At 57.9% G+C, this 24375-nt stretch carries 23 protein-coding genes; 8 read left to right on the top strand and 15 right to left on the bottom strand.

Annotated features, from left to right (window positions below; all coding sequences use genetic code 11):
* Positions 1-137: 137 nt before the first annotated feature.
* The gene (locus BY454_RS04060; RefSeq protein ID WP_104415207.1) at positions 138-1388 is read right to left on the bottom strand and encodes an ABC transporter substrate-binding protein; all 1251 of its coding nucleotides are present in this window, start codon (positions 1386-1388) and stop codon (positions 138-140) included.
* A 418-nt stretch (positions 1389-1806) separates the two neighbouring features.
* Between BY454_RS04060 and BY454_RS04055 the strand changes: the two genes are divergently transcribed.
* The gene (locus BY454_RS04055; RefSeq protein WP_104415208.1) at positions 1807-3954 is read left to right on the top strand and encodes a methyl-accepting chemotaxis protein; all 2148 of its coding nucleotides are present in this window, start codon (positions 1807-1809) and stop codon (positions 3952-3954) included.
* An 11-nt stretch (positions 3955-3965) separates the two neighbouring features.
* On the opposite strand, the gene BY454_RS04050 is transcribed toward BY454_RS04055, so the two are convergent.
* Positions 3966-5687: a diguanylate cyclase domain-containing protein gene (locus tag BY454_RS04050; RefSeq protein WP_104415209.1), complete on the bottom strand. Its 1722-nt coding sequence runs from the start codon at positions 5685-5687 to the stop codon at positions 3966-3968.
* Between the two features lie 217 nt (positions 5688-5904).
* Between BY454_RS04050 and BY454_RS04045 the strand changes: the two genes are divergently transcribed.
* Both BY454_RS04045 and BY454_RS04040 read left to right on the top strand, forming a co-directional pair.
* A complete protein-coding gene (locus BY454_RS04045; protein ID WP_104415210.1) occupies positions 5905-6225 on the top strand; it encodes a TraR/DksA family transcriptional regulator in 321 nt (106 codons plus the stop codon).
* A 25-nt stretch (positions 6226-6250) separates the two neighbouring features.
* Positions 6251-7714 carry an SLC13 family permease gene (locus BY454_RS04040; RefSeq protein ID WP_104415211.1) on the top strand — a complete coding sequence of 488 codons (1464 nt, stop codon included), beginning with the start codon at positions 6251-6253 and terminating at the stop codon, positions 7712-7714.
* A 7-nt stretch (positions 7715-7721) separates the two neighbouring features.
* On the opposite strand, the gene BY454_RS04035 is transcribed toward BY454_RS04040, so the two are convergent.
* Positions 7722-8756 carry a polysaccharide deacetylase family protein gene (locus BY454_RS04035; RefSeq protein WP_104415212.1) on the bottom strand — a complete coding sequence of 345 codons (1035 nt, stop codon included), beginning with the start codon at positions 8754-8756 and terminating at the stop codon, positions 7722-7724.
* Between the two features lie 24 nt (positions 8757-8780).
* A complete protein-coding gene (locus BY454_RS04030; protein WP_104415213.1) occupies positions 8781-9446 on the bottom strand; it encodes a DNA-J related domain-containing protein in 666 nt (221 codons plus the stop codon).
* A gap of 138 nt (positions 9447-9584) precedes the next feature.
* Between BY454_RS04030 and ttcA the strand changes: the two genes are divergently transcribed.
* A complete protein-coding gene (ttcA, locus tag BY454_RS04025; RefSeq protein ID WP_104415214.1) occupies positions 9585-10484 on the top strand; it encodes a tRNA 2-thiocytidine(32) synthetase TtcA in 900 nt (299 codons plus the stop codon).
* A 4-nt stretch (positions 10485-10488) separates the two neighbouring features.
* Here ttcA and BY454_RS04020 read toward each other — a convergent pair whose 3' ends face one another.
* The 9 genes from BY454_RS04020 to ccoN all read right to left on the bottom strand — a co-directional run bounded on the left by BY454_RS04020 (position 10489) and on the right by ccoN (position 19189).
* On the bottom strand, positions 10489-11178 hold the full coding sequence (locus BY454_RS04020; protein ID WP_104415215.1) for a sulfite exporter TauE/SafE family protein: 690 nt from the start codon (positions 11176-11178) through the stop codon (positions 10489-10491).
* 7 nt (positions 11179-11185) lie between these two features.
* Positions 11186-11425: a cbb3-type cytochrome oxidase assembly protein CcoS gene (gene ccoS / locus BY454_RS04015; protein WP_104415216.1), complete on the bottom strand. Its 240-nt coding sequence runs from the start codon at positions 11423-11425 to the stop codon at positions 11186-11188.
* Positions 11426-11482: 57 nt separating this feature from the next.
* Positions 11483-13930, bottom strand: coding sequence for a heavy metal translocating P-type ATPase (locus tag BY454_RS04010; protein WP_104415217.1), 2448 nt, complete (start codon positions 13928-13930; stop codon positions 11483-11485).
* A complete protein-coding gene (locus BY454_RS04005; RefSeq protein ID WP_104415218.1) occupies positions 13927-14442 on the bottom strand; it encodes a FixH family protein in 516 nt (171 codons plus the stop codon). Before BY454_RS04005 ends, BY454_RS04010 begins: the two co-directional genes overlap by 4 nt.
* A gap of 35 nt (positions 14443-14477) precedes the next feature.
* Complete coding sequence (ccoG, locus tag BY454_RS04000; protein ID WP_104415219.1) at positions 14478-15911, bottom strand: cytochrome c oxidase accessory protein CcoG; 1434 nt, start codon at positions 15909-15911, stop codon at positions 14478-14480.
* Positions 15912-16047: 136 nt separating this feature from the next.
* The gene (ccoP, locus tag BY454_RS03995) at positions 16048-16941 is read right to left on the bottom strand and encodes a cytochrome-c oxidase, cbb3-type subunit III (RefSeq protein WP_104415220.1); all 894 of its coding nucleotides are present in this window, start codon (positions 16939-16941) and stop codon (positions 16048-16050) included.
* Positions 16938-17123, bottom strand: coding sequence for a cbb3-type cytochrome oxidase subunit 3 (locus tag BY454_RS03990; RefSeq protein WP_104415221.1), 186 nt, complete (start codon positions 17121-17123; stop codon positions 16938-16940). The genes ccoP and BY454_RS03990 overlap by 4 nt, the downstream gene beginning before the upstream one ends.
* A 4-nt stretch (positions 17124-17127) precedes the next feature.
* Positions 17128-17739 (bottom strand): cytochrome-c oxidase, cbb3-type subunit II, encoded by a 612-nt coding sequence (gene ccoO / locus BY454_RS03985; protein WP_104415222.1) that lies wholly within the window; start codon positions 17737-17739, stop codon positions 17128-17130.
* Positions 17740-17752: 13 nt separating this feature from the next.
* Complete coding sequence (ccoN, locus tag BY454_RS03980) at positions 17753-19189, bottom strand: cytochrome-c oxidase, cbb3-type subunit I (protein WP_104415223.1); 1437 nt, start codon at positions 19187-19189, stop codon at positions 17753-17755.
* 231 nt (positions 19190-19420) lie between these two features.
* On the opposite strand from ccoN, the gene BY454_RS03975 reads away from it, so the two are divergent.
* Together BY454_RS03975 and rlmM are read left to right on the top strand one after the other, a co-directional pair.
* Positions 19421-20074, top strand: coding sequence for an alpha/beta family hydrolase (locus BY454_RS03975; RefSeq protein ID WP_104415358.1), 654 nt, complete (start codon positions 19421-19423; stop codon positions 20072-20074).
* A gap of 24 nt (positions 20075-20098) precedes the next feature.
* Entirely contained in the window at positions 20099-21169 is a 1071-nt protein-coding gene (gene rlmM / locus BY454_RS03970) for a 23S rRNA (cytidine(2498)-2'-O)-methyltransferase RlmM (RefSeq protein ID WP_104415224.1), read from the top strand.
* A gap of 2 nt (positions 21170-21171) precedes the next feature.
* Here rlmM and BY454_RS03965 read toward each other — a convergent pair whose 3' ends face one another.
* Entirely contained in the window at positions 21172-21462 is a 291-nt protein-coding gene (locus BY454_RS03965; RefSeq protein ID WP_104415225.1) for an antibiotic biosynthesis monooxygenase family protein, read from the bottom strand.
* 86 nt (positions 21463-21548) lie between these two features.
* On the opposite strand from BY454_RS03965, the gene tusA reads away from it, so the two are divergent.
* Positions 21549-21788: a sulfurtransferase TusA gene (tusA, locus tag BY454_RS03960; RefSeq protein WP_104415226.1), complete on the top strand. Its 240-nt coding sequence runs from the start codon at positions 21549-21551 to the stop codon at positions 21786-21788.
* 9 nt (positions 21789-21797) lie between these two features.
* On the opposite strand, the gene dsbD is transcribed toward tusA, so the two are convergent.
* The gene (dsbD, locus tag BY454_RS03955) at positions 21798-23684 is read right to left on the bottom strand and encodes a protein-disulfide reductase DsbD (protein ID WP_104415227.1); all 1887 of its coding nucleotides are present in this window, start codon (positions 23682-23684) and stop codon (positions 21798-21800) included.
* 118 nt (positions 23685-23802) lie between these two features.
* Here dsbD and BY454_RS03950 point away from each other — a divergent pair, with 118 nt between their 5' ends.
* Complete coding sequence (locus BY454_RS03950) at positions 23803-24369, top strand: elongation factor P hydroxylase (protein ID WP_104415228.1); 567 nt, start codon at positions 23803-23805, stop codon at positions 24367-24369.
* Positions 24370-24375: the final 6 nt, after the last annotated feature.

The raw sequence follows: 24375 nt of genomic DNA, 5'->3' as shown, positions 1-24375 counted from the left end.
GGGACGGCTCTTTGAGCATGGGGCAGCCTCTGAAAAGTCGATACCCCAATTACAACAAACCCCCGCCGCGATGGCGAGGGTTTGTCAGCAGTCTGAGGCACCCTTTCGGGTGCCTTTTTTGTATTGCCGTCGGTTGCCTAGAGCGTGAGTGGCTTGCCGGCCTCCCGGCGCCGTTGCTCCCACTCTTCACGGGTCTGTGCGGCCTCGTCGCCCGGCATGGAGTAAATAATATCGAAGTAATCCGCGGCGTACTCGTCATCCACAATCGTGTTACGCGGCTTGATCTTGACCACGTGTACGGTCTGGACGTTCTGGTGATCAAAGTCACGCCAGTATTGTTCGTCCTTCAGGAGTGAGTAGTGATGCCCCTCCAGTTCCCGGATAACGGCGCGGGTATTGGTGGTGCCTGCTCGTTCCACCGCATCCTTGTACTGGTACAGGATGCTGTAGGCGGAAGCCGCGGAGGAGGACGGACGCATGGAGTACCGCTGGGAAAAGGCTTCAACAAATTCCTTGCCGCGAGGGTAGTCTTTCTCGTACGGAAGGTTCCAGACCCAGGGCGCGCCGCCAATAATGCCTTCCATAACGGTGGGGCCAACCTGTGCCGCCATGCCCAGAGTCAGGTTGGGTACGACCACCTGCATGCGTTTGGTCAGGCCCATGTCGTAGGCCACGTCCAGGGCACGAACCATGTCATCGCCAAACAGCACCAGCATCAGGACTTTGGCATTGCTCTGCTCGGCCTCTTCCAGGGCCCGGCGGAAATCGGTAATCAGGGCACGTGGGAAGGGAGTTTTTACGCCCTTGTGCTTTTCGGTGTCCTGGGTATCCGAGAAACGGCGAACCGACTCCTCCACGGACCAGCCCCAGGTGTAGTCAGCGGTGACGTAAAAATATTCTTCGTTGGCGTGGTTTTCCTTCAGGTAGCGGCTGAGTGCCTTCGCTGTCATCCAGGCGTTATAGGGCTCCCGGAACATGTGTGAATGACCTTCGCTCCCGGTTGTGGCGTTGGAGTAGGTCAGGGTGCCGAAGTAGATGCGGTTGCGAGCACGGGCGGCTTTCCCGGATGAAATGGCAACGGCACTGGATACGCCACCGAACACCATGCTGGCACCCTGACGGTCGATCAGTTCGGCGGTATTGCGGGCGCCACGATCCGGCTCGCCCCGGCTGTTGCGGATGACCAGTTCGACATCCCGGCCCAGAATGCCGCCAGCTTTGTTGATTTCGTCGACGGCGAGGAATGCCCCCAGTCGTTGTTGCAGCCCTTGTTCCTTATAACGGCCCGTTTGTGGGTAGTTCAGCCCGATCTTGAGTGTTTCCGCGGACACAGTGGTAAAGCTCAGCAATAGCAGGCATGCCGAGAGCAGGAATCTCCTGAAAGTCATGACGGTTGGCCTCCGATGTCATTAAAACCGCTAAAGCGGGCTCTTATTATTATTTACCCGGGTAGCCCGTTAGTTTCCGCCGAAGGGTAGCATGCAACAATGGGACTAAAGTGTGAGAGATGTCAGGAATTTGCACGTTGTTGATGCAGGTCAGCGGCGGGCCATTGATGGGTTGGGGCAGAACCAACTTATTGAGGGTTTGCGCTCTTATGGTGCGCCGTAGTTAGTGAGCTACCAGTGATGCACCATAATGCGACGCCGATGGCGGCGGCTGGCGTGGCTTTTACAGCGCAAAGGCGTGTTGTTGAGCCTTTTTAGCCTCGTGCACCGTTTCGGGCCCGATCTTTGCTCAGGCCATTGTGTTTAATGGATGAGTGCGTGCTTCGATGTACTCCGGTGAACATGCCAGGAGAGGATAATGGCCCTGAAAAGTGACCTGATGAACCTGACCGATAAAGAACGCCGCTGGCTGCCCTGGTGGGGGGGAACCGGCAAGTTGGCCATGGGATGGTCCTGTTATCTTAACCGGGGAATGTATGCCACCAATGAACAGATTTTTGAGAATCTGGCCCGGACCCGTCGGGATGCGCTGATCAGTTGGGCTGAGCACAAGTGGTCTTTCCTCGAAACACTGGGGGGCAAGCTGAACGAAGTGTCCCTGGAAACGGCCGCAATGGAAGTCGAGCGCAGTAGCCGGCGTTTGAGGGAAATCTCGGAGTTGTTCCTGGTGTCAGCGGAAGGCGAGGTGTTGGCATCTTCAGAAACCGCGCGTGTTGGAAAGGCGGACCTGCCGGGCACTGCCGTGCGCAAAGGTACCCGTGAACGGTTCCTGCATGGCCCCTATCGGGACCCTGTGACCCTGGCACTGGGTAAAACCACCAGCCGCTTCCACGATGCTGTTACCTTGATGTTTTACGAGCCGGTCACTCTCGATGGGGGTGTCTCCGCGGCCATCTGTGCCCGTATCCCCAACGACGTGATGAGCGATCTCATCCAGCGCGAGGCCGGCCATGTGTTCGAGGAGTCCGGTGACAACTACCTGTTTATGATCGAAAGCCGGTTCGATCCTTCGATTCAGACCGGCATCGCACTCTCGCGCTCACGTTTTGAAGATTCAACGTTCAGCCACGGGGATAACCTCAAGCAAGGCATCGATACCGGGTTCGGGACGGTGGGCGTGCGCGACCATACCGAATTTGAGATCCGTTTTACCGACCCGGCCACCGGCCAACTTCACCCCGGCGTACGCGAAACCATCGCCAAGGGTGAAAACCTGTATGTGAAGTATCCGGGCTACTCGGACTACCGCCGCATTCCCGTCATTGGCAAGGGGCTGACCTTTCGCATGCCCGGTTCCCCGGACCTCTGGGGCATGATGTGTGAGGGGGATCTGGAAGAGGTATATCGTCGCCGGTCCATCAGTTGGCGTTTGTCCAGCCGGTTGACGATGTTGGCCGGCATGCTCTGGCTCATCAACGTGGGCCTGGCGCTCAGTAGTGTGCCTATCTGGGCGGAAGCCGCCATTAACGGCTTTGCCATTATGGCCATGGTCTGGTTTTTCCGGGCCACCGGTGTGAAGCCAATCTCCAACGAGTTGGGGCAAATGGCCGACATTATCCGTGATATTGCAGAAGGTGGCGGTAACCTCAGTCAGCGCATTGATCTGGCCAATACCCGCCGGGACGAAAGTGGCGATCTGGCCCGCTGGATCAACAGTTTCATTGATAGCCTGGATGGCATGGTCGGTAAGGTGTTGTCCCTGGCCAACGACTCCGGCCAGACCAGTGAGCAGATGATGAAGCACAATCTGCTGGCCTATGATCGGGTACACGCGGTACTGAGCCATATTGATGACATGGTGGCCGGCGCCCAGGCGCAGGAACGGGAGATCGGTAATGCCTCCACCACCGCCCAGGAAATGCGTGCGGGTATGGAAGATGTCGTGGAAAAGGCCCGTCTGCAGTTTGCCCGCCTCAGTGAAGAGGCCCGCAGCATTCGGGATGTGATCAACCGTTCCGCCGAAGGCATCCGGACCGCCAATGAGCGGACCGGCGAAATCAGTAAGACCGCCTCGGTGATCAACGACATTGCCGCACAAACCAATCTTCTGGCCCTCAATGCGGCTATTGAGGCTGCCCGGGCCGGGGAGTCCGGTCGGGGCTTTGCCGTGGTGGCTGATGAGGTGCGCCAGTTGGCTACCCGTACCGCCCAAGCTACCAATGAAATTGGCGACCGGTTGGAAGGTGTGCGCGAAGAAACCCAGCGCGCCGTGGCGATTATGGAAGAGGGCATGTCGGAAATGGAAGAGCGGCTGCAGAACGCTGAAATGGCCGCAGGCGACAACGAAGACCTGCACCACATGGTGGAGAAACTGTTCCGCGCCATCGCCAGCATTGAAAAGACCAACCGTGACCAGAGCCAACAGACCGATGGCGTGGCTGACAGCGCAGCGTCCATGCGGGATGTGGTTGAGCAGTTGGTGGACAGTGCCGAGCGCAGCCGGAGTGCGTCAACCAAACTGCAGCGCCTGACCGGTCAGTTCGAAGTATCGGAGGAGGTGGCCTGAGATCAGGCGCCTCAGGCGCTGGTATGAACTTTGGGGCTGAACAGGTTATAACGGTTGCGACCGTCTCGCTTGGAGCGATACATGGCTACATCCGCACCGTTAATCAGTTCGCCCACCGTTTTCCCATCTTCAGGATACAGGCTGATGCCCAGGCTGGAGCCAACGTTAAGGGTATGCCCCTGTACCTCGTAGGGCCGGCTCCCGGTATCAATCAGCCGATCGGCCACGGCAAGTACGTGTTCGATATTCGCCATCTCGGGAAGTAGCACGATGAACTCGTCGCCCCCGAGCCTGGCCAGGGTATCGTCTTCCCGCAAGCAGCCCCGCACGCGGTTGGTGAACTGCAACAGCAGTTCGTCGCCAACCGAGTGGCCCAGCGAATCGTTTACATTCTTGAATTCGTCCAGGTCGATAAAGATCACGGCCAGCAAAAGGCCCGTGCGATGGGCATGGCGAATGGCGTGGTCCAGACGGTCTTCCAGCAACCGGCGGTTGGGAACGCCGGTCAGGGCATCGTAATAGGCCAGCTGTCGGATCTGTTCCTCGTTGTGGCGATCCTGGGTGATGTCGGTGAACAGGGCAGCATAGTGGGTGACCCTGTTGTTGTCGTCGGTGATGGCGGTGATGGTCAGAAGCTCCAGGTAGAGCTCGCCGTTTTTTCGCCGGTTCCAGATTTCACCGCGCCAGTAGCCATGGTTCGTGAGCGATTGCCACATGCGCTGATAGAACTGGGCGTCGTGTCGACCGGATGACAGTATTTGTGGTGTCCGGCCGATCACTTCTTCCCGGGTATATCCGGTCAGTTGCGTAAAAGCCGGGTTCACAAACTCGATCCGGACGTTTTCGTCGGTAATGACAATGCCCTCGAACGAGGACTCGATGACTCTTTCTGCCAGTTGCAGGCTGTGACGGGATTTGCTCAGTGCCTCGTCCCGTTGCTCCAGCGCCTGGCGCAGATCATCGACATACAGCTGCTCGGCGCCTGCCAGCATGTCGCTATAGCCGATCAGGCCTGTGACCTCGCCTTCCTTGTTGACTACCGCCAAGTGTCGGATGTGATGGTCAATCAACAGATCCCGGGCGTGAATCAGCGGGTCGTCTTCGCTGACGGTTAGCAGTGGGCGGGTGGCAAGATCGCGGACCAGGGTGTTGCTGGTATGGCGGGCAATAAACCGAACCATGTCCCGCTCGGTGAGAATCCCCAGCTCACCATCACAGTCAACCACGGTGGCGTCGGCATGTTGTTGGTGCATGCGCATTGCCACCTCTGCCAGCGACAATTCGCCCTCAACAAGCAGTGGCGGTCGTGGTACCGCAGCACGCACCTCGCGCAGGCGTAGATAGGGTTCCAGGCCCTGGTTCAGTGCCAGATCGGTTTGTGACAGGATACCGATGGGTTTGCCGTCTTCACCCGTCACCAGAAAATGCCGCTTGCCGGTAGCGCGTAATTTCATGGCGGCTTCACCGACATCGGTATTGCCCGGCAAGGTAAGTACAGGGGAGCTCATGACTTTGCTGACCGGCTTGTTGAACTCTTCCGAATCAGCAAAATTGATCGTCAGCGCATCGTGCTCTGTCCAGATGCCAATGACATCCTCGCCCTCTGTGATCAGAATTGAACTGACAGAGGTCTCCGACATTCGCGCGGCGGCTTCGGCAACGCAGGTGTCCGGGCTACAGGTCAGTAGCAGTCCACCGTGCATGATGCGTGAGATCGGGAGCGGTTGCCCCATGGAGGCTCCTGTAATTATTGGTCTTGTGGCTGTGGATAGTGAAACGATTCTATCAACTGACGTCTTCCGATGCCTCTACTAAATGCTGCCTGAAATCTAAAAATTAGCAGAGTTAGCGGGCGCGTCCCATTATAACGAATGTGATTTTGACAGGCGTCAAGCAGCATTGCAGCATACCAACTATGTTGTGATTTCACGAACAAAGGTGGGAGACGTAATGACTGACCGTAAGTCCGAATTGGAGACTTTAAAGGCAGAACTTGAGGCAAGGCTGAATCGCTACCATGCGCATCAGCACCGGGAAGGCGGACCGCTGGAAAAGGATTTTGAGGAACAGGCGTCCCAGACGCAGAACGATGAAGTGGTTGATTCGCTGGAAAACGAAGCCCGGGATGAGCTGGCCCAGGTCGTTCATGCCCTGAACCGGATAGAGAGCGGTGAAGGCGACGAGTGTGAGCAATGTGGTGAGACCATTGATCCGCGGCGCTTGCAGGTGCTGCCGTATACCACCGTCTGTGTGAATTGCGCCGCCGACTGATCCCCGCCCTTTTATCGGACCCGCCATGAGCGAGCCACAGACAACGGAGGGTCAGCGCCGAGGATTGCCCAGAATTCAGGTGATTGGCTTGATTCTGGGCGCGGCATGTCTGCTGATGAGTTGGGCTGTTCCGGCACCGGCCACCATGGGTGCAGAGGCCTGGTCGGCATTGGGCCTGATGTTGCTGATGGCTGTCTGGTGGTCCACCGAGGCGATTCCCATTCCCGCTACGGCGCTGCTGCCCATCGTCCTGATACCAGCCCTGGGGTTGGGTAGCGTCTCCCAGGCTACCGCCGCCTACGCTCACCCGGTCATTTTCCTGTTTCTCGGTGGTTTTACCCTTGGTCTCGCCATGCAGCGCTGGAACCTGCACCGACGAATTGCGTTGCTGACGCTCAAAATGGTGGGTACCAACCCCAAGCGCCAGATTGCGGGTTTCATGATTGCTACAGCTTTTCTGAGTATGTGGGTCAGCAATACGGCAACGGCGATCATGATGTTGCCGATCGGGCTGTCGGTGGTGGCCATGATGGAAGGCGCAGACCCGGATAGCGTAAAGCGCTACGCCATTTCGTTATTGCTGGCCATTGCCTACTCGGCCAGCCTTGGTGGTATTGCCACACTAATCGGGACGCCGCCCAATGCGTTGCTGGCCGCCTATCTCAGCGAGAGCCAGGGCGTGGAGGTGGGGTTCGCCCAGTGGATGCTTCTGGGGGTGCCTGTTTCCGGCATAATGCTGACACTTGCCTGGTGGCGACTGACCCGGCAGGATTTCGGCATTATCGAATCCGAGGAAAGTGGCCGGGTGGTTGCTGATGAACTGGCAAGGCTGGGTCCCATGAGTCGTGGCGAAAAGCTGGTTACCCTGGTTTTCGTGCTGACGGCAGGGGCCTGGGTCTTTCGCCCCCTGCTGTCAGCCAGTCTGATGCCCTGGTTGAGTGACACCGGGGTTGCCATTACCGCCGCCATCGCCATGTTCCTGATTCCCGTTCATACCAATGAACGCCTGTTCCTGCTGGACTGGGAATCCGCAAGCCGGCTGCCCTGGGGCGTGCTGCTGTTGTTCGGGGGCGGGCTGGCCATGGCCGGGGCGATCGGCAGTTCCGGATTGGCGGACTGGATTGCCCAGGCGCTTTCGGTCGTTGGATCACTGCCCCTGCTGGCGGTCATGGCGCTGGCCACGGCTGCGGTGATCTATCTTACCGAAGTGACCAGTAACACGGCCACGGCTGCGGCCTTCCTGCCGCTTTTGGGGGCGTTGGCGGTATCCCAGGGGCTGTCCCCGCTGCTGCTGACCGTCCCGGCCGCCATTGTGGCTAGTTGTGCCTTCATGATGCCGGTTGCCACCCCGCCCAATGCCATTGTCTTCTCCAGCGGCCACTTGCGGGTGTCGGATATGATCCGGGCCGGCTTCCCGCTGAGCCTGGCCGGGATTGTTGTGGTAACCCTGGTCAGTTACGCACTGGTTGGGGCGGTGTTCAGCCTGTGACGCCCAGTTAGTCCTCCGGTGCTGCGAGATTGAGCCATTGCTGGGACAGCCAGTAGTAGCTGCCGTTACCGGCAGGGTGGGTGCAGTTGTAACGGAAACGGCGGCTGCTGATGGCATCCGGCGCCTGAACCGAAACCTGTTGTCCCTCCACATCAATGTCGATTCGGCCGAAACCGGACGCGAAACAGGTCAGGCGCTGACGGGACAGCTCATCACCGAGTGCAAAGGTAAGCGTTGGCGGGTTAGAGTCAATAACGCCGTCCGGCAATTCGTCGGCCGGCACCGGGAATGCCTTGCTTTTCAGTTTGTCCCGGAGGTTCTTGATCTGACCGTAGGCATCCGCCATGGGGAAGCGAGGCAGCCGGGTTTCGTGGGAGTAGGGGCCTATCGCGCCTGAGTGCTGGCCAAACCCGAGCCAGTCACGGTCCGCCAGTTTTTGCTCAAGCGCCTGGTCAAATTCGCCGTAAGGGTAGGCGAACATGGGCACGGACTGGTTCAGCTTCCGGTTGAGGGCGCTCTGGGCCTGATCCAGGCTTTGCGTCACCCTCTGTTTCCAGTGTTCCTGGCTCTCGTCCGGTTTTCTTGCCAGGTGTCCATGATCCGCGCTGTGATTGGCAATGGTCGCCAATCCGGTGTCCTTGAGTTCGGCCAGTTGCTGCCAGGTCATGTAACCATGGCTGCCCACTGCCTCGGTATTGACGAATATGGTGTAAGGCAGCGAAAGCTCGGCCAGCAGTGGGGCGGCCGTGTGATAGACCGATTCGTAGGCATCATCAAAGGTAATCGCCACCTGATTGCTCTCGGGTCCTTCCCCCTTCAGTGCGGCGCGGGTTGCAGGCAGCAACGGTGCGACTTCCAGACCCAATTGGTCAACCAGCTTCAGTTGCTTCTGAAACAGCGAAGGAGAGGTACTGGTGGAACGGGGAGTACTGTCATCAACGTGATGGTATTGCAGTACCACCAGGTCTGCCTGAATTGGCGTGGCTGTTAAGCAAAGCGTGGCTGCTGCCGATAATGCGGTGATTTTCAGAAATGATTTCATGTTACGTAATCCTGTCTTTGGGCGTCACGCGTAATGGGCTTTCAGGACGGAAAAGGCCTCGTTGAGTTTCTGCACCTCTTCTGTGCTGCCACCCCGGTCCGGGTGTGCGCGCATGACCTGCCGTCGGAATCCTTGTTTGACCTGGGCAAAGCTGGCGGGCAGTGCATCAAACCCCAGGGTTTCTGCTGCCTCGGTGGCCACACTGACCTCGGGCCGAGCGGGCGGCATGCCGGCCCAGAAGTTGTCCATCATGCCCTGGATATCGCCGTTCGACATGAAGTACTGGGACAGGTCCAGGTAGAAGGCCCGGAGCTTGTCCTCCTCGCCCGGCAGGGTCTGATCAACGGAGTCTTTCTGGGGCAATATGCTGATCCTCAGGGGGGAAATAACCAGGGCTTCACCGTCGGCGGCCAACTGGTCCCGCAGCCGGTAGAGAGTATGGAACAGCAGGAAATGCACCGGGTAGAGCTTGTCCGGCTCCATGAAATTAACCGGGCCGATTAACTGCCAACGGTCGCCCTGCAGGGCTTTGATCAGTGCCAGTTCACTCAGCCCGAGTGGGCCCTGAGCCCGGAGCTCGTGCTCTGCGGCAACCAGGAGGTGTTGTACCTGTTGCTCAAGCCAGCTCTCTTGGGACGAGTCGGAGTGATTTTCCGGCGAATGTGTGGGTTCTGACGGTGAATGTGACATCCGCTCATGGTATGTCAGCCAGCACCTGCTTGAAAGTCCCCGTATCCGCACAAAGACCTATCTCCTGTCACTGAGCATCTTGCGTGCGTATAATTGCCCACCTTAAATCCTCAAGTGTGCAGGAGCGGATTTCCAGCGATGACAGCCCAAGCCCAACAGACCCCGGTTTCCGAACAAGAGCGCCGTCAGAAACTGGAGCTGAACAAACTACAGAAACGTCTGCGCCGCGAAGTAGGTCAGGCGATTGCCGATTTTTCCATGATCGAGGCGGGTGACAAGGTGATGTGCTGCCTGTCGGGTGGCAAAGATTCCTACGCCATGCTCGATATTCTGCTGAATCTCCAGAAGAGCGCGCCGGTGGATTTTGAAGTGATTGCGGTGAACCTGGACCAGAAACAGCCCGGTTTCCCCGAGCACATCCTGCCGGACTACCTGTCTACCATGGGCATCGAATATCACATCATCGAAAAAGACACCTACAGCATCGTGAAGGAAAAGGTGCCGGAAGGAAAAACCACCTGCGGTCTGTGTTCGCGTCTGCGCCGCGGCATCCTGTACAACTTTGCCGAGGAGCATGGGGTGACCAAAATCGCCCTGGGCCACCACCGGGACGACCTGCTGGAGACCCTCTTCCTGAACATGTTCTACGGTGGCAAGCTCAAATCCATGCCGCCGGTACTGCACAGTGACGATGGACGCAATACGGTGATTCGCCCCCTGGCCTATGCCCGGGAGAAGGACATTGCCCGCTATGCCACACTCCGGGAATACCCGATCATTCCGTGTAACCTGTGTGGCTCCCAGGAAAACCTGCAGCGCCAGGTGATCAAGGACATGTTCCAGACATGGGACAAGCAGCACCCCGGCCGCCTGGAAACCATGTTCCGGGCATTGTGCAACGTTGAGCCTTCACATCTGGCCGATCCGGACCTGTATGATTTCAAGGAAGGCAAGAGACTGGGCGGTAAACGCCAGGCGGTCGTCCAGTCGGCGGAGCCGGAGCCGAACTTCGAGCGGCTGGACGTGCTGAATATCTGAGCCTTCAGTGGGTAAGGAACGCCTGCAGCGGTAGGGTCCAGAGTCCGAACAGGATCAACAGGATGCCGCTGAGCTTGCGAAAGCCCTGGTTGCTCTTCAGCCCACGGATCCAGCCCGCGGCATAACCGGTCGCCAGCATGGAGGGCAGGGTGCCCAGGCCGAAGAACACCATGGTCAGGGCGGCCGAGGGTACCGTGGGCTGCAAGGCCGCCCAGCCCAGCGTACTGTACACGAGGCCACAGGGCAGCCAGCCCCATAGGGCACCGAGCCCCAGCGCTTGCCCCAGGTGATTGACCGGCAACAACCGTTTGGTCAGCGGGGAGATCCGACGCCATACCGGGGTGCCGACTTTTTCCACAAAACGAATGCCCTGCCACCACTGCCCCATGGACAGTCCCATGAAGATCAACAGCAGGCCCGCCAGGGTCATCAACAGCAGCCCCACGGTCTGGGATTGCCGGGCGGCACTGGTGCTGATCAGTGCCACCAGCGTGGCGATCAGTGCGTAACTGCCAATGCGGCCCAGGTTGAATGCCAACAGCAGTATTGTCTGACGCACCCGAAAGCCCTTGCCCACCGGTAGGGCCATGGACAGTGACGCGCTGATACCACCGCACATACCGAGACAGTGGGTACTGCCCAGTAGGCCTATGAGGAACGCGCTGGAGTAGCTGAGGTACAGCTCTGGTTGCATGCTGGTATCAGCTCTTGGACTCGGACTGGGAGTCGTCGGCTTCGGGCCTGGCTTCCGAGCTGGCGGTTTCCTTTTTCTCGGTCTTGGCTTCGTCCGGAATCATGTCTTTGTCGTCGTCATAGAGAATCCGGTGGGCGGGGCCATCAAGGTCATCGTACTGGCCGTTCTTGACGGCCCAGGAAAACAGGAGGAGCCCCAGTGCCACCAGAATCAGCATCAGGGGGACCAGGATCAGGACGATTTTCACGCAACACTCCTCTTGAGCTGGGTGAGTTGAGGTTCAGAGACCACAACGGATACGGTATCAGGCCGTGCTGGCGGAGCCAACGGCAGGTGTTACGGGTAGCTCCCTGCCGGGCACCCGGCTGAGCCTGAGTGCATTCAACACAACAATCAGTGAGCTGGCGGACATGCCAATCGCGGCAAGCCAGGGCGACACCAGACCCGCTGCCGCCAGAGGCAGGGCGCAGAGGTTGTAAGCGAAGGCCCACACCATATTCTGGCGGATAATTCGGCGGGTCTGCTGGCTGGTTTTCAGTGCCTCGACCAGTTGATACAGCTGGCCGTTAAGTAGCACTGCATCGGCTTTTAACTGGGTGAGGTCTGCGGCTGTGCCCATGGCCACGGAAATGCCGGCGCCGGCCATTGACGGCAGGTCGTTCAGGCCGTCCCCAACCATCATCACCTGATGACCGTTTGAGCGTAGTTCCTCAAGAACGTCCAGTTTCTCCTCGGGGGAGGCCTCACCGATGGCCTGGTCAATGCCCAGTTGCCCTGCCACATGTTGCACATGCCCTGAACGGTCGCCGCTGAGCAGGATCGTCTGGATGCCGGCCTGTTGCAATGCCTGGACTGCGTTCAGGGCATCGTCACGAATTCGATCGTCCAGTTGGAAACTGGCCAGCCATTGCTGATCAGTAGCCAGCCAGATCTGCATGCCGCTGGTCGGCTGGCTGTCAGGAGCCGCCGCAATGGTGTGGCTGGCGACAAAGGATTGGTGACCAATGAACACCGGCTGACCCTGGTATTTGCCGGAAAGGCCTCCACCTAGGTGATTGGTCACGTCAGTGATCGAGACCGACGAGTAATCATGAAACACTTTGGCAATCGGGTGTTCGGAGTGTTTTTCCAGGCCCGCTGCTATCTTCTGGCAGGTTTCGGCATCAAGTTCACCGACGGTGTGACTGCCGGTGAGGCTCAGCTCACCACGGGTCAGGGTGCCGGTTTTGTCGAAAACTACGGTGTCGATGGAGTTCATCGATTCGAGAGTGTGCCCCCGGGTGGGCAGAAACCCGAGCTTTCTCAAACGCACGGTAGCCGAAGTGATGGCTGTGGGGGTTGCCAGCGACAGGGCGCAGGGGCAGGTGACCACCAATACCGAGAGGGTAATATCAAAGGCGTTATGGGCTCCGGCCAGCCACCAGCCAATCCAGACCACGGGGGCAAGAATCAGGACCCGGCCCACGAATTTGCCGGCAATCCGGTCGGCCATGCGCGCGACCGGAGGCTTTTCCGCCTGCACCCGGTCCAGTACCCGGAGAATACCGGAAAGACGCGTCTGGGCTCCGGCGCGGACTACCCGCACTTGCAGAGGGTTCTCGCCATTTACGCTGCCGGCGTGCACGGTATCGCCCGGTCCCCGGGACTCGGGCAGGTACTCTCCGGTCAGGGCGGCCTCGTTGAGGGTGGATTCTCCGGAAACGATTTCGCCATCCACCGGCAGGGTTTCACCAGGGCGTACACGGATTACGTCGTCGGCTTTTACCTCGTGAATGGGGACGATGTCGGCCTCACCCTCACGAATCAATGCGGCCACCGAGGGCTGGAAGCCAGCCAGCGCGTTGCCGGTCAGTCCGGCCCGGTAGCGGGCCTGCACCTCGACATAACGACCCAGGAGCAGGAAGAAGGTGAACATACACACCGACTCAAAATAGACTTCTTCGCCACCGAACACCGTGACCCAGGCGCTGGCGCCAAAGGCCAGGCCAATGGCAATGGCTACCGGAACGTCCATGGTCAGATGCCGGGACATCAGGTCGCGCCGGGCGTTGCGGAAAAATGGCCGGGCGCTGTACAGCACCACCGGTGTGGCCACGATCAGGCTGAACCACCGGAAATAGCCAATGAACTCGGCGGACAGATCGTTTATCAGCTCGAAATACAGCGGAAACGCCAGCATCATGCTCTGGAATGAGCCAATGCCGGCTACCGCGAGGCGAATCAGCATGGACCGGTGTTCGGCCTTCAGTGCCTGTTCAGCCTCGTCGGCCTGATAAGGGCGCGCGGTGTATCCCAGTTCGTGTATGGCGATGAGCAGATCGCTCAGGCGGGCCTGATCTTTGGCCCAGACCAGTCGTGCCCGCTGGGTGGTGTGGTTGACGGTAAAACTCAACACACCCGGCTGCTGTTTCATGTGGTTTTCAAGTAGCCAGATGCAGGCTGCGCAGGTAATGCCGCCAATGAGAAGCTGTGCTTCTTCGCCGCCCTTGACCGGGACGACAAACGATTGCTGGACCAGGGGGTGGTCCAGCTCCCGCAAGCGTTCGAGTTCCGACCGGGTCAGTTCTCTTGGCGTCACCGCCGGTTCGGTCCGGAAATCATAAAAGCCGGTCAGCCCCTCCTGGTGGATGGTCTGGCAAACGGCTTTGCACCCCTGGCAGCAGAAATGCTGCTGTTGTCCGTCCAGCTCAAGGGTGATCGGGGGATCGCCATCCGCTGGCTCCCCGCAGTGAAAGCAGTTCAGGGAAGTCACTCTTTCGCTGTGTCTTGGGCCTTAATGGCGATCGCGTCCCTGGATGGCAAATACAGCTCACCTTTCACCCGCCATTCATTGGTGGGGCCCTTCAGGTCGTAATACCAGCGCCCGTCCAGGTTGCCATGGATCTGGCCGGAATACTCACCATTGGCCAGCTTCTGCAACTGGATGGTGCGGTCTTTCTCCGCTAGGGTCGGGTGGTAAAGATGCAGCACCAGGTAAGGGAAGTCGGCCGGCCCCTCTTTGGTTTCCAGCGACAGCTCGGCGTCGCGACCACGGAAGTCGAGCATGCCGGCGATTTCCATGTCCTGGGCTCGCTGGTCCCGGGCGATGGCCATGTTGATTGCCCGTCCGTCCTTGGAGTAGCTGTCAGAGACCATGGAATCGTCGATGCTGCTGGCAACGATGATAAAGAAAATGCCATAGATAATGGTTGCAATCGGGGCAATGGTCAGAAACCAGAACCAGGGCTGACGATACCATGGCGCAACGGGTGCGTTTTCACTCATTACTAGTCAATCTCTGTTAGTGACTTTGAATCCGGTTAACGTGCCCTTGGACCAACAAACCGGCTTTCAGTTTCCAGAATCAGTGAAGAATCGGTTTGTGATGTGGCAATAAAGCGAATATCGCTGTTGGTGCTCTGGATTGACTCCGGCGGCACATCGACAACGGTCGGCAAAGAGCGATTCTCGCCACTTGCGACCTTGACCGTGGTATCGGTGATAATTCTCATGTCTTTCAGGCCTTCAACAGACAGTACAAAGGTTTGCGGTACCTCTGACATATTCTGAATCTTGATGGTGTAGGAGTTCTCGATTCGGCCTTCACCGTTAAAGCTGTACAGTGCGCCCCGATCACGCAACACGTCCATCTGTGCCGGCACCCGGCTGGCGACGATGAAGATAACCGCGCCAATCATCGCGGTAAGTACCGCACCGTAACCAAAGGTCCTGGGGCGCAACAGCTTGGAGGTTTTGCCCTCCAGCTCGTTTTCGGTGGTATAGCGGATCAGGCCGCGAGGATAGTCCATTTTATCCATCACCTGGTCGCAGGCGTCAATACACAGGGCGCAGCCAATACACTCGTATTGCAGGCCGTCGCGGATATCGATGCCGGTCGGGCAGACCTGTACGCACTGTTCGCAGTCGATGCAATCGCCCAAACCAACCTGAGCGGGGTCGACGCCCTTTTTGCGTTTGCCGCGGGGCTCGCCCCGGTTCGGATCATAGGAGACCACACGGGTATTCGGGTCGAACATGACCGACTGGAATCGGGCGTACGGGCACATGTACAAACAGACCTGCTCGCGCATCCAGCCGGCATTCAGATAGGTGGCGACGGTGAAAAAGCCGACCCAGAAATAGGCCCAGCCGTTGGCGTCCAGAGTGGCGATATCCCCAATCAATTCGCGGATTGGGTAGAAATAACCGACAAATGTCAGGCCAGTCGCCAGAGCTACAAACAGCCATAGTGCATGCTTGATGCCTTTCTTGGTGATTTTCTCGCGGGTGTTGGGGCTCTTGTCGAGCTTCATCCGCTTGTTGCGGCTGCCTTCAACCTTTTCCTCGATCCACATAAAGACAAAGGTCCAGACGGTTTGAGGGCAGGTATAACCACACCAGACACGACCAAACAGTGTGGTAATGAAGAACAGACCAAAGGCGCAGATAATCAGCATGCCCGAAAGCAGGAAGAAGTCTTTCGGGAAGAAGGTCAGCCCAAACAGGTGGAACTCCCGTGCAGGCAGGTCGAAATGAATAAGTGGCTGGCCATCAACCGTCAGCCAGACAAAGAGGAAGTACATGCCCATGAGCACCATGAGGCTGACATTCCGGATTCGCTGGAAGAAGCCTTTGACTTCCTTGACGTAGATTTTTTTACGGCTGGCGTAAAGGTCGACAGTTTCTGGCTGTTTCTTTTTATTGGAAGGATCGGACGACGGGTCAACTTGCTTGACCGGTATCTCGTTGCTCATGGGTACCTCCCGGAGAGTGGTAATGCTGGGAGCGGGCCTTCTTGGCAGGTCTGCTTGATCCCCTCAAGCCTGTACCCGCCAGCGGCAGATACAGGGTTGAGAAGACCAGGCCGGGATTGCCCCGGCCGGGTCCGATTCAGTCTTGTGACAGGCTGTAAACGTAAGCCGATACAATCTGAATCTGATCGTCGGAAAGACGACCCTCCTGTGCAGGCATCTGGTTCTGGCGACCGTTCATGACGGTTTCCTTGATCCACTCGTAGGTGGAACCATACAGCCACACGTTGTCGGTCAGGTTCGGAGCGCCCATGGCCTGGTTGCCTTTGGCGTTCGGACCGTGACAGGCGGAACATGCCTGGGCGAATACCTGGGCACCCGCTTCAGCAGCTTCGGCGTCTTTTTCACGACCGCTGAAGCTCAGGACATAGTTCACTACCTGGTTGACCTGTTCATTGGTCATGCTCGGCATAACACCCTTGGCAGGCATGTTGCCCATACGACCCTGAGTGATGGTCGTGTGGATCTGCTCCGGTGAGCCGCCATAGAGCCAATCGTTATCGGTCAGGTTGGGGAAGCCCACCTGGCCGCGTGCTGCGGTGCCGTGGCACACGGAGCAGTTGTTGGCGAACAGGCGCTGACCAATTTTCATGGCGTCTTCGTTCTTGGCCAGTTCAGGGATGGGCGTTTTGCCAAACTGCGCGTAGATCTCGCCGTACTTGTCTTCCGCGTCAGCCATTTCGGCTTCCCACTGGTTTGCGGACGTCCAGCCCAGCAGACCTTTGTAGTTGCCCAGGCCCGGATACAGAGCCAGGTAACCCAGCGCAAAGATACAAGTTGCCAGGAACAGATAGAACCACCACTTGGGCAGTGGGTTATCGTATTCCTCGATGCCATCGAAAGAATGGCCCATTGTACGATCGGTTTCTGTATCGGTCGTCTGGCTTTTGCGAGTTGCGTAGAGCAGCCACCAGCAGCCGAAAACGGTACCGAGCACGATCACACTGATCCAGATGCTCCAGAAGGTACTCATTGTTTCTTCTCCGTTTTTTCCTGTTCGAGAGTACGCTTTTCCACTTCTTCGTCGTCGAAGGGCAGGTGCGCCGCCTCGTCGTTAGCTTTCTTGCGGTGGGCGCTGTAGGCCCACCAGACGATTCCCAAAAAAACCGCCATTACAAAAAAGGTGTGAATGCCGCGTAACTCATTGATATCCATTGGATCACCGTTTCTCTGAAATCACAGTACCAAGCTGCTGCAGGTACGCGACCAGGGCTTCAATTTCAAACTTACCCCGAATGTCTTCGGAAGCATTCGCGACCTGTTCGTCTGAGTAGGGCACGCCGAGCGTCTGAAGGGTTTTCATGCGCTCATCGATGCTCTCGTGATCCACCTTGTTCTCGAACAGCCAGGGGAATGCTGGCATGTTGGACTCGGGAACCACGCTACGCGGGTTAAACAGGTGCTGGCGCTGCCAGGCATCGGAGTAGCGGCCGCCAACGCGGGCCAGATCCGGACCGGTTCGCTTGGAGCCCCACAGGAACGGACGGTCGTAAACGAACTCGCCCGCAACGGAGTAGTGGCCGTAGCGTTCTGTTTCGGCACGGAATGGACGGATCTGTTGGGTGTGACAAACGTGACAGCCTTCACGGATGTAGATGTCCCGACCTTCCAGTTCCAATGCATTCAGCGGCTCCAGGCCTTCAACGGGCTCGTTGACGCTCTTCTGGAAGAAGAGAGGCACTACCTCTGCCAGGAAGCCACCGCTGATGGTCAGGACAATCAGGACGATCATCAGACCAATGTTCTTTTCGATAAGTTCGTGTTTCTTCATCTGGTCTCTCCCCTTACGCCGCCTGGACAGCTGCGTTGTCCTCTGCGACAGCTTCTTTTTGGCGTATGGTCATATACACGTTGTAAGCCATGAGGAGCATACCTACTACGAAGATGACGCCGCCAAGGAAGCGAACGAAGTAACCCGGATAGGATGCTTCCAGTGCTTCAACAAAGCTGTAGGTCAGGGTGCCGTCTTCGTTGACTGCGCGCCACATCAGGCCTTGCATGATGCCGTTAACCCACATGGAGGCGATATACAGAACAGTACCCACGGTCGCCAGCCAGAAGTGAACGTTGATCCATGAAGTGCTGTACATTTCCTTCAGGCCCCAGAGTTTCGGAACCAGGTGATAAATGGCACCAATGCTGATCATGGCAACCCAGCCCAGGGCACCTGAGTGCACGTGGCCGATGGTCCAGTCAGTGTTGTGGGACAGCGCGTTTACGGTCTTGATGGACATCATCGGACCTTCGAAGGTGGACATGCCGTAGAAAGACAGGGAAACCACCAGGAAACGCAGGATCGGGTCGGTGCGCAGTTTGTGCCAGGCACCAGAAAGGGTCATCATGCCGTTGATCATACCACCCCAGGACGGAGCCAACAGGATCAGGGACATAACCATGCCCGCGGTTTGTGCCCAGTCAGGCAGTGCGGAGTAGTGCAGGTGGTGACCACCGGCCCAGACGTAAGTGGCGATCAGAGCCCAGAAGTGCACGATCGACAGACGGTAGGAGTAGACCGGACGCTCAGCCTGCTTGGGTACGAAGTAGTACATCATGCCCAGGAAGCCGGCGGTCAGGAAGAAGCCTACTGCGTTGTGACCGTACCACCACTGCATCATGGCGTCAGTCACGCCGGCGTAGGCCGAGTAGGACTTGAACGCGCCAGCAGGCAGAGCCATGTTGTTGCCGATGTGCAGTACGGCAACGGTGATGATGAAGGCGCCGTAGAACCAGTTAGCCACATAGATGTGCGGCGTGCTGCGCTTCATGACGGTTCCGAAGAATACGATGGCGTAGACCACCCAGACAACCGCGATTGCGATGTCGATCGGCCATTCCAGCTCGGCGTATTCCTTGGATGTGGTCAGGCCCAGCGGCAGGGTGATGGCGGCGGCTACGATGATCGCTTGCCAGCCCCAGAACGTGAAGGATGCCAGACCGCCAGAGAACAGACGGGCCTGACAGGTCCGCTGAACTACGTAGTACGAAGTGGCAAACAGGGCACTTCCACCAAAGCCGAAGATAACGGCGTTGGTATGCAGCGGCCGCAGACGGCCAAAGTGCAGATGGAGGAAGGACAGGTCGAGGTTGAGGGATGGCCAAACCAGCTGTGCCGCAATCAGCACACCCAGAGCCATGCCAACAATACCCCATACCACTGTCATGATGGCGAACTGTCTCACCACCTTGTAGTTGTATGTCAGGTTTGCGTTTACTGTGCTCATAGCCTTACCAATGGGTTCAGGATGGGGGATTATGCGGGGGCAAGTATGGAGAAACGATTATTTCTTTGCAATGATCAAGATCAAGTAATGACATCCGTCAAATCCGCCCGAATCAACAACCTGGCCAGTAACTTGCAGGCAATTATTAATAAATCCAAGAAGGTGCGAGGCATTGAAGATTTGCTCTCAAATGCGAATGATAGCGGTCCTTCAAAACGGGACGGAAATCTTATGAATTGGATAACGACGGAAGGCTACGCCAAGGCTCCGGATTGTATCATGATTTTGGCCCACGGGGCAGGAGCGCCCATGGATTCGACGTTTATGGAAGCTTTGGCCGACTCCCTGGATCGGGAGGGCATTGCCTGCGTTCGGTTTGAGTTTCCCTACATGGTCAAGCGGCGGGCCGACGGCAGGAAGCGGCCACCGGATCGGGCGCCGGTGTTGCTGGAAGCCTTCCGGGAAGTGGTGGCAAAGGTCCGGTCGGAACAAGGACAGGGATGTACGCTCCTTGTCGGTGGTAAATCCATGGGTGGCAGGATGGCCAGTCTCCTGGCCAGTGAAGGTGCGGAAGGCATTGACGGTGTTGCCTGTTATGGCTACCCGTTTCACCCGCCAGGCAAAATGGATCGATGGCGCATCGGTCATTTTGAGAGGTTACAATGCCCGCTCCTGGTGATTCAGGGTACCCGTGACCCGTTTGGCAAACCGGCCGAAATAGAGTCGGTGGGAGCGATTTCCGGGCTCACCAGGCTGATTTGGCTGGAAGGTGGAAATCATGATTTCGAGCCGCTGAAAAAGCAGCCTGAAACACAGGAACAACTGATTGAGAGTGCCGCGATTGAAACCCGTCGCTTCGTCCAGGAGTGTCTCCTCGTCCGTTGAGCCGTTTTGCAATACAGGTGATTGATGCAACAGATAATGCTGGTATGCCGCCCGGGGTTTGAAGCCGAAGCCGGCCAGGAACTGACCGATCAGGCCGCCAATGTCGGAATGTTTGGGTATTTTATGCCCGGAAAGGGCGACGGCCTGGTCCGGTTTGTCATTGGCAGTGGTGAGGCGGGTGAGGAACTGATGGCCAGGCTCGCGCTTGAGGAGCTTGTCTTTGTCCGGGACTGGTTCGTGGTTTTGGGCGACTGTGCTCTTCCCAAGGAGGATCGCGTTGGGGCGGTGATCGATTTTTTGCGCGACCTGGGTTGGCAGAGTGATAACACGGCTCGCCTGGAGATCCGGCTGCCGGAAACCAATTCCGATCGGGATCTGGGCAATTTCGCCCGCAAGTGGGTTTCGCCCCTGTCGAAAGGCCTGCGTGGGGCAGGTCTGCTGCATGATCAACCCGATGCGCCGGCCCAACTGGAAGTGTTGTTGCTGGATTTCAGTACAGCAGTTATTGGCGTCAGTCTGAAAGACAACCGCTCTCCTTTTGCTGGTGGTATTCCGCGTTTGCGGCTGCCTGCCTCCGCGCCCAGTCGCTCTGCCCTGAAGCTGGAGGAGGCTTGGAAAGTGTTCATTCCCGAGAGCCAGTGGCTGGATTATCTCGGCGGGGGGAAGAGAGCTGCGGACCTGGGCGCTGCCCCGGGAGGTTGGACGTGGCAGTTGGTTAAAGAAGGCATGCTGGTGACCGCCGTCGATAACGGCCCCATGAACCCTGAGTTGATGGCGTCCGGGCAGGTAGAGCATGTGCGGGCCGATGGCTATAACTGGCGGCCACGGCGCGGGATTGACTGGATGGTTTGCGACATTGTCGATCAACCCCGGAAAACTGCGAGCATGGTTGTGGATTGGCTCGGTGAGAAGCTTTGCCGCTACACGATTTTCAATCTGAAATTGCCCATGAAGAAGCGCTACGAGGAGTGGTTGATCTGTCGGGAACTGATTGAAGAGGGACTGGAGAAAGCGGGCATCGACTATCGAATGCGAGCCCGCCATCTCTATCACGACCGGGAGGAAATCACCTGCTTCATTGAGCGGCTGGTTTGAGCTTAGACTGCGTTCTGTTCCAGGATCATGATGGTCTCGTCCTTATCCATCATCGGGATCAGTTGCGTCATCAGCTCCTTGCGCTCATCAGAGTGGTGCCAGCGCTCCCAGTCGGTCTCTGAGCGCCAGTTCGAGAGGGTGATCCGGTGGTTGGGGTCGTGCTTGTCGACCAGGGTTTCGCCGGAGATGAAGCCTGGCTGGGCCACAGAGTGTTGCAGGACCAACCTGGACTGTTGTTCGTAGGCAGATTCCAGGGATTCGGCGATGTGTCGCTCGATCAAAACACGTATCATGGTCTATCTCCAATAGTTTTAACTGCTATAAACAATAAGTTATCACGGATTCGCCAAAATGGCCTCATTTCAGAAGGAGATCACGCGTGGCCGCGCCCGAGTTTGATGCCGAATTGGATGCCAGAGGACTTTATTGCCCGGAGCCAGTGATGATGCTGCATAACCGCATCAATGACGTCGCCCCTGGGCGCATACTGAGGGTGATTGCAACCGATCCGTCCACCACCCGCGATATTCCCCGCTTCTGTCAGTTTCTGGGGCACGAGTTGGTGAACGAAACCGAGCAGGACGGGGAGTTTGTGTACCTGATACGGCGAGGTGAATAAGTCGGGCGTTTAGCCCGGAATCGGCAATTGTCGAAGGTGGGCGAGGAACTCTTCCTTGTCCATTTCCCCCAGCACCCGGTGCTGCTCAAGTTCTTGCCCGTTGCGCTGATAGAACAGGATCGCCGGTGGGCCGAACAGACCCAGTTCGTCCAGCAGTGCCTGTTGTGCCGGCGTGTTTTCGGTCATGTCCAGTTGCAGAAGGGTATAGGACGAGAGCGCGTCGCCCACTTCAGCAGTACTGAACACATTTCGTTCCATCACCTTGCAGGAGATGCACCAGTCGGCGTAGAAGTCGAGCATCACGGGCTGTCCCTGCTCACTGGCCGCGCCAAGCATCTCCCGAATTGTTTCCGGATCCGCCACCCTGGTGAACTCGGTATGGCTTTCCCGGCTGGTTGCGCTGACTGCCGGGGAGGCGGCCGTGAATGGCGCCAGTGGTTTCAGTGGATCCTGGGCGCCGGAAACCGCACCGGCCAGGAGTGCCAGGCCGTAGGCAAACAATACCAGTCCCAGGCCCTTGCGCGTTCGCTCCCAGCCGGCCTTGGCGGCGTCGAAGGCGCCGAGCTGAACGCCGGTTATGCCCACCAGGAGCCCCCACAATGCCAGGCTGGCCCAGGCCGGAATCATGCGCTCCACCAGCCAGATGGCGACAGCAAGCAGCATGACTCCGTAGAAATGTTTGACGGTAGTCATCCAGTGACCCGAGGTGGGCAGCAGTTTCCGGCCGCCTACCGCCACCAGTATGAGGGGAACACCCATCCCGAGGCCCATCGAGAACAGCGCGGTCCCGCCAATCACGGCATCCTGGGTTGTGGAGATGTACAGGAGGCTACCGGCCAGAGGTGCCGAGACGCAGGGTGAAACGATCAGTGTGGAAAGAACACCGATGCCAAACAGGCTCAAGACCCGTCCGCCTGTCAAGCGCTGGCTGGCGCCGTTGATGGATTCTCGTAGAACCCTCGGCATCTGGATTTCGAACAGGTCAAACATCGACAGGGCGAAAATCACGAAGAAGGCGGCAAAGATGCCGAGAACCCAGGGCGACTGTAATTGCGCCTGCAGGTTGAAACTGGCACCCAGGAGGCCGGTAATGACCCCGGCCGCGGCGTAGGTCGCCGCCATGCCCAGTACGTAACTGCCGGACAGCATCAAGGCCTGGCCCGTACTGTGGGTGTTGCGGCCCGAGACCATGCTGGAAATGATGGGCACCATGGGCAGGACGCAGGGCGTAAACGTGAGCCCGAGGCCAAGCAAGAAGAACACCCCGGCAATGACCAGGGTTGACTGGCTGGACAGGAAACCGGCCAGCCCGGTGGCACTTGAGGTGTCCGGCGCTGTCGTGAAGTTGTCGGGCGAGGCTGTTGAGGCATTGGCCTCATTCACAGTTGGCGCCGCCGAATTGTCGCCAGATCCGGGATAGTAGAGGACGTTTTTGGTTTCCGGCGGGTAGCAGAGACCGGCTTTCGCGCAGCCTTGATAGCGCACCTGAAGCTCCGCTTCGTCCATTCCGTCGGGAAGGGTGACGGGAACGCGTGCTGTAATGGGGTCAAAAAAGACCGTGCTCTCGCCAAAATACTCATCATTGGTGACCGTGCCCGCGAGCGAGAATTCGGGTTCGCCCAGAACTACCCCCTCCGTCATGGATGTCACCCGGATTCTGTCCTTGTACAGGTAGTGGCCGGGGGTGATGTTCCAGGTTAAGACCACCGCTCCGTTGCCCGTGGTGTAGTCAAATGGCAGGGCTTCATCCACCGGCAGGAAATCAGTTCCGGAGCCAAAGAGAGAATTGCTGCCGCCCAGCGCGTGAGTCTGGCCAGAGACTAAAAGCAGTGCCAATGTCAGTGCGTATAGTAAAGGAGCGGTGAAGGGCCGTCGGAGAGTGGAAGCTGCCGTCATGGAACCTACGATATCCTGGGTCAAACATGCGTGAGAGTGGTTGCTGACAATGGACCTGAGCGTTACGGCAAAGTTCCCTCTGGAATTGCCAGCACTAAAGTCGCACAATAGCCAACCGATGAAGCACAATCCAGACGATCTTATCATGCTGTTCAATGACCTGTTCCGGGAATCGCATCGGACGATACTGGTCAGGGGCGGCGGCGAACCGGAATACCTACCCGCCAGCAAGCCAGGCGCGCTTGCTCAGGTGGTGTTTGCCCGTGGTTTTTTTGCCAGCGCACTGCACGAGATTGCGCACTGGTGCATTGCCGGTGAACACCGTCGCACCCTTTACGATTACGGCTACTGGTATTGTCCCGATGGCCGCACACCTGAACAGCAGCGGGCTTTTGAACAGGTGGAAATCCAGCCTCAGGCAATGGAGTGGCTATTTGCCCTGGCGGCAGGTTCCCGCTTTCATATCAGCGTGGACAACCTCGCTGGTGACGGTGCTGCCGACGAGCAAACGTTTCGCCGCCGTGTAAATGACCAGGTGGCAGACTACCTTGGTAAGGGCCTGCCTCATCGGGCCCGGCAATTTTTCGAGACTCTTGCAGATTTTTACGGGACCCGCGGCCAGATACATCGTCATTGGCAACAGGATCAGCATCGCATCCTGCCGGCGGAACCCGAGCATGCTTAAACAAGG

Source organism: Marinobacter persicus, assembly GCF_002934325.1.
Lineage (GTDB): Bacteria > Pseudomonadota > Gammaproteobacteria > Pseudomonadales > Oleiphilaceae > Marinobacter > Marinobacter persicus_A.
Note: the sequence above shows the minus strand (reverse complement) of the source record. Positions and strands in the feature narration are given on the sequence as shown.